The following is a 4,163-nucleotide window of genomic DNA, read 5'->3' on the forward strand; positions in this document are numbered from 1 at the left end:
CGGTGCCTTTGAGGCCACACGCACTGCAGGCTTTGGATTTACAGGTTTGACAAAAGAAGCGTGAATGAGAGCATTCAGGTGAAGAACAGCAATAACGGCGAACGCCCATAGCGCAGGTGCTGCAGGCGAGCATCTTTTCGACAGAGAGTAGTTGCCATTCATCCACCTAATTATTTTCGATGAAAAGGTTCCATCCGTCATCGTATTGAAATAGCAGTTTTGCAGGTCTGGGGATGTACATAGAGCAGAGTATAAAAGACGAGAAGGGAATTGCCTAGAAATAGAGCGCCTTTGCCGCGATGCTCACGCCAAAGGTGTGCTTATGTTCTACCGTGCGCTTTTGCATATGACTCTAGTGCAGTACTTTCATACTCATACAAAGAGACAGTAGTACGTGTTACTTTTTGTTCTTTTGATACCTCAAAACTCGTCTTTACATTATCCAATTTAAGAGTTTTCTCTTTAGCCATTTGATTAACCGATTTAAAGCCTTTTGATTTTGCCATCACCTCAGCTTGTACATATTGCTCATCTGTTAAGTAAAATTTTATTTGTTTCATCTTTCCTCCAAGAGAGCCAACTGCAAGTTCAGGCAAAACCTTGTTTTTTGGGGATTATGAGCAAAATGGTACTATTTTGCATCATAATCCCTATCCTGCATTAATTATACCTTGCATTTAATGCATTTTTCTATTCTTTAGTTGAATAAAGGCATTTTATTCATAACTTATGATAAGAATGTCAATTAAGACATATTCGCATAAAAACAAAATGGGGAGTAAATAATCAATAAACGAATGTAAGTAGTGGAGTTCGTATCAAAAAAATATTAAGCAAAGATAAAATAATCCTCCATGCATTACATTGATGGAGGAGCTAGAGAGATAAAAAAATTAACCAGTCAAACATTCGTTGTAAAGTCGATTGAATTCTTGCTGATAAGCATTAGCGACATCTTTGTTATTTATCACGATGACATTTTCAGCATTTCTTTTTGCTGCGCTGGCACTGTAGTTAAATGAACCTGTTTGAACAGTATTGGTGTCAATGACCATAAATTTATTATGCATTATGGCGTAATGATCTGTTAAGCAAGTTTCAATCTGATGGTTCTTCAAAAAAGTTACGGCGGTATATTTGTTTCCATTTGCCTTTTTATCCGCAACGACTTTAATGTTAACGCCTCTTTTTTTGGCTTCTAATAAGGCTAACGAAACAGGTTTGCTCGTAAAACTATACGCAGCAACATGAATATCCCTTTTTGCCTGATAAATCGCATTTAAAATAATATTTAACGCCGTCCCCGTTGTTGAAAAACCCACTTCAATTTCTTTTGCATTAACGACAGAGGGTAACAATAAAAAATACAATAAAATTATTTTCCATTTTTTATATCCGTATCAAAAAAAGTCTATTTATTTTGAAAAAAATCGATTGGCGTTTTTTAAACTTTCCGGATTTATTTTCTCATTTTTACCTTCTTTATTTCCTTCAATCACTGGTTCAATAATTTCTTTTTGCAAACTGCCATCACCATAAATTTTCCCCTGTAGTGCTCTAACCTGAATATGACTTTGAGGATCCATTAAACTATTTTTATATTCTTCTTCCGTTATTGGCATCCATTCAGACCATTTACCATTAGGATCTAAATGATTAATTGTCCTTTTCTGCCAAGCAACAATTTCATTAACATTAACTTCCTCATTATTTTCAGCAAATGCATCAAAAACAGCTCGAACATCATGTAAATTACCATCATTTTCAATCGTCGTTGATAAAAAACTCGGCAACCTTGCATCTAACTCACGTAAACCAAAATACAACATTAAAGCATCTCGAATAACAGGTGTTTTTTTGCGATATGATTCAAGCGCCTCTACGACCTTTCTTTGTCCCACAATGTCTTCATTTAGGTAGAAAAAAAACTTTTTATTACTCATATTAATTATCTTCACTATCCAGTGCGCCCAACGCTTTGACTAAAGCAGTTTGTGGTTCATCTATTTTCTTGACCTTATCCCCCAATACGTGCCAATGTTTTTTAAATGGAGAAAGTAAAAATTCTGCGCCTCCTCCGGTTAAATAAATACGGTGAAAACTTTTGTAATTTTCCTCAATATGACCGATAACACTATCCGATAATTGCATCATAGCCATTTCCAATGCTTTTTTGACATGGGAAATCATCGATTTATTATTAATATATTGTGCTATATTCCGGTTTTTTACCATGTCCCTAATAAGACTATCCGTATCATTAAAATTCAGTTCAGTATCTGCCATCATTAAGGCATTTTGAACCTGTTTTATAATTTGACCTACCCCTAAGTTTTGATTTCCGGTAGTCTTAATGACATCATTAAAAACCCCACGTATTAAACCACAGTCAAGTGTTGTACCGCCCAAATCAACAACCAGCGATAATTCCCTTTCTTGAACATTATCAATGGATAAAATGGGCGCTACAGAAGGAATTGACTCCGGCAACACCTTGATATCATTAAAAGTAAAAACATCACCATTATTTAACTCGACTTTTTCTTTTAAGTTATTAATTTTTTTCCTGATATTTTCCTTATTTTCCTGAGCATCAGTATTGTAATATTCCGTAATAGGTAAAGTCACAACCAAATCAATTTCTTGTGGCTTTAAACCACTTTGTTGTAATGCTTCCTGAATACCTAATGTATTTATCGGTCTATACTGATAATTGATGTTAGTCGTGGAAATAATTTCATCACTATTGGGGGAGTAAGAATATTTCTTGCCATTAACAATATAATTGTGAACTTCGCCAAAGGTATTGTTTTTCCACTTTTCTACAAACCCATTTTGTAAAACAAATAGCTTTATTTTTCCATCTTCAATCCAGGCTAATTTAGTAGCTGTCGAGCCATCATCACAATAGACTTTCATCGAATTTCCTTTTTAAAATTAAAAAAATAAATTATATCTAATTTAAAAGATAATTAAAACAAAAAATAACCATTTAATCACCTTAAAACTAAATAACATAAAAAAACAAAACCAAAAAGGTGATAAAATAAAATAATAAGGTAATTTTATGTAAAACTAAAATCAATAAAATATAAAAAATACACTATAAAAGTGATATTTAAGTATAAATTACGTGATTGTGATAGATAAAGCAGTTCACAAGACACTCTAATTTCTTAGAGCGTTCAGGATTAAGTGATTTATTGCTTATTTCGCCGAGCTAAACGTTGCAGATTATCGTCAACATCGGATTGGGTGACCTCTCCAACTATCTGACCGTCTTTGTCATAACGAAACGCCCCTAACTGGATAAGTGCGCGATAATCAGTATGATGACCAATACTCCCTAAACAGGCTCTCAAACGCCTTCTGGCTATTGGGAAACCCTTTTCTTTCACTTCTTGCCACATATCTTGCTGGATACCAATTTTCATTGGGCACAACTTGCCATCAGGGAAAAGATAAGGCCAAAACGTGCTGATTTGTGAAATCGCTTCCTCTAACGGCAATCGCTTTTTAGGCGGTATGGGTGGTTTTGGAATTTTAACCTTCACTGCCTGTTTAGGTTTTTCAACCAGCTTCTTGGGCTGCTGTTTTACTACCTTTTGGGGTTTCGGTTTTTTTGCCTGTTTTTTGTGCGTAGCATTCACCCAGACCTTTTTACCGTAAACAGTATTACTTGAGGTCTGTTTTTCTGGTGAAGCCTTTCTAGTGCGATTGAGGCTTAATTTCTGGCGTTCCGTCATGGTTTAATCTTTAAACAGATTGCTCATTTCGACATCAGTCAAACCCGTAAATTTCATCACAGATTGCCTATCCATACCACTTTCTAGCATTTGCCGTGCTATCTTCATCGATGCATGTTTCTCGCCCTTTTGCATTCCCTCTTGAATTCCCTCTTGAATTCCTTCAATTTTACCTTCTTGTCTTAATGCTTGAGCAATAGTCATAAGTGCTCCTTCGTGTTTCTCTGACTGTTTCGCTATCTCAGTGATAAATTCCATTGGCTTTTTTGCATTTCCTTCTTGGATGAGATAATTAAACATCGTGATGACTTGATTATCAGTATAATAATTATACGACAGCAGTGTCACAATTTCATCAAGAAGCTCTGTCATATCCCGTCGGCGAATGTGCTTTTGTATCAAAGTTAACAAAGCCAT

General features: G+C 35.2%; 5 protein-coding genes and 2 pseudogenes. All 7 read right to left on the minus strand.

Annotation, left to right across the window (positions count from 1 at the left end):
* A pseudogene (locus G468_RS25505) lies at positions 1–241 on the minus strand (transposase zinc-binding domain-containing protein); the annotation flags it as partial.
* 79 nt (positions 242–320) lie between these two features.
* Positions 321–560, minus strand: coding sequence for a hypothetical protein (locus G468_RS0116410; protein ID WP_026823964.1), 240 nt, complete (start codon positions 558–560; stop codon positions 321–323).
* Positions 561–893: 333 nt separating this feature from the next.
* Positions 894–1,379 (minus strand): phospholipase D family nuclease, encoded by a 486-nt coding sequence (locus G468_RS0116415; RefSeq protein WP_026823965.1) that lies wholly within the window; start codon positions 1,377–1,379, stop codon positions 894–896.
* 36 nt (positions 1,380–1,415) lie between these two features.
* A complete protein-coding gene (locus G468_RS0116420; RefSeq protein WP_026823966.1) occupies positions 1,416–1,943 on the minus strand; it encodes a hypothetical protein in 528 nt (175 codons plus the stop codon).
* 1 nt (position 1,944) lies between these two features.
* A complete protein-coding gene (gene parM, locus G468_RS0116425) occupies positions 1,945–2,919 on the minus strand; it encodes a plasmid segregation protein ParM domain-containing protein (RefSeq protein WP_026823967.1) in 975 nt (324 codons plus the stop codon).
* A 281-nt stretch (positions 2,920–3,200) separates the two neighbouring features.
* Positions 3,201–3,746 (minus strand): ProQ/FINO family protein, encoded by a 546-nt coding sequence (locus G468_RS0116430; RefSeq protein WP_026823968.1) that lies wholly within the window; start codon positions 3,744–3,746, stop codon positions 3,201–3,203.
* A 3-nt stretch (positions 3,747–3,749) separates the two neighbouring features.
* Positions 3,750–4,163, minus strand: a pseudogene (locus G468_RS0116435) (Rpn family recombination-promoting nuclease/putative transposase); the annotation flags it as partial.

This window comes from Arsenophonus nasoniae DSM 15247, from assembly GCF_000429565.1.
Classification (GTDB): Bacteria; Pseudomonadota; Gammaproteobacteria; order Enterobacterales; family Enterobacteriaceae; genus Arsenophonus; species Arsenophonus nasoniae.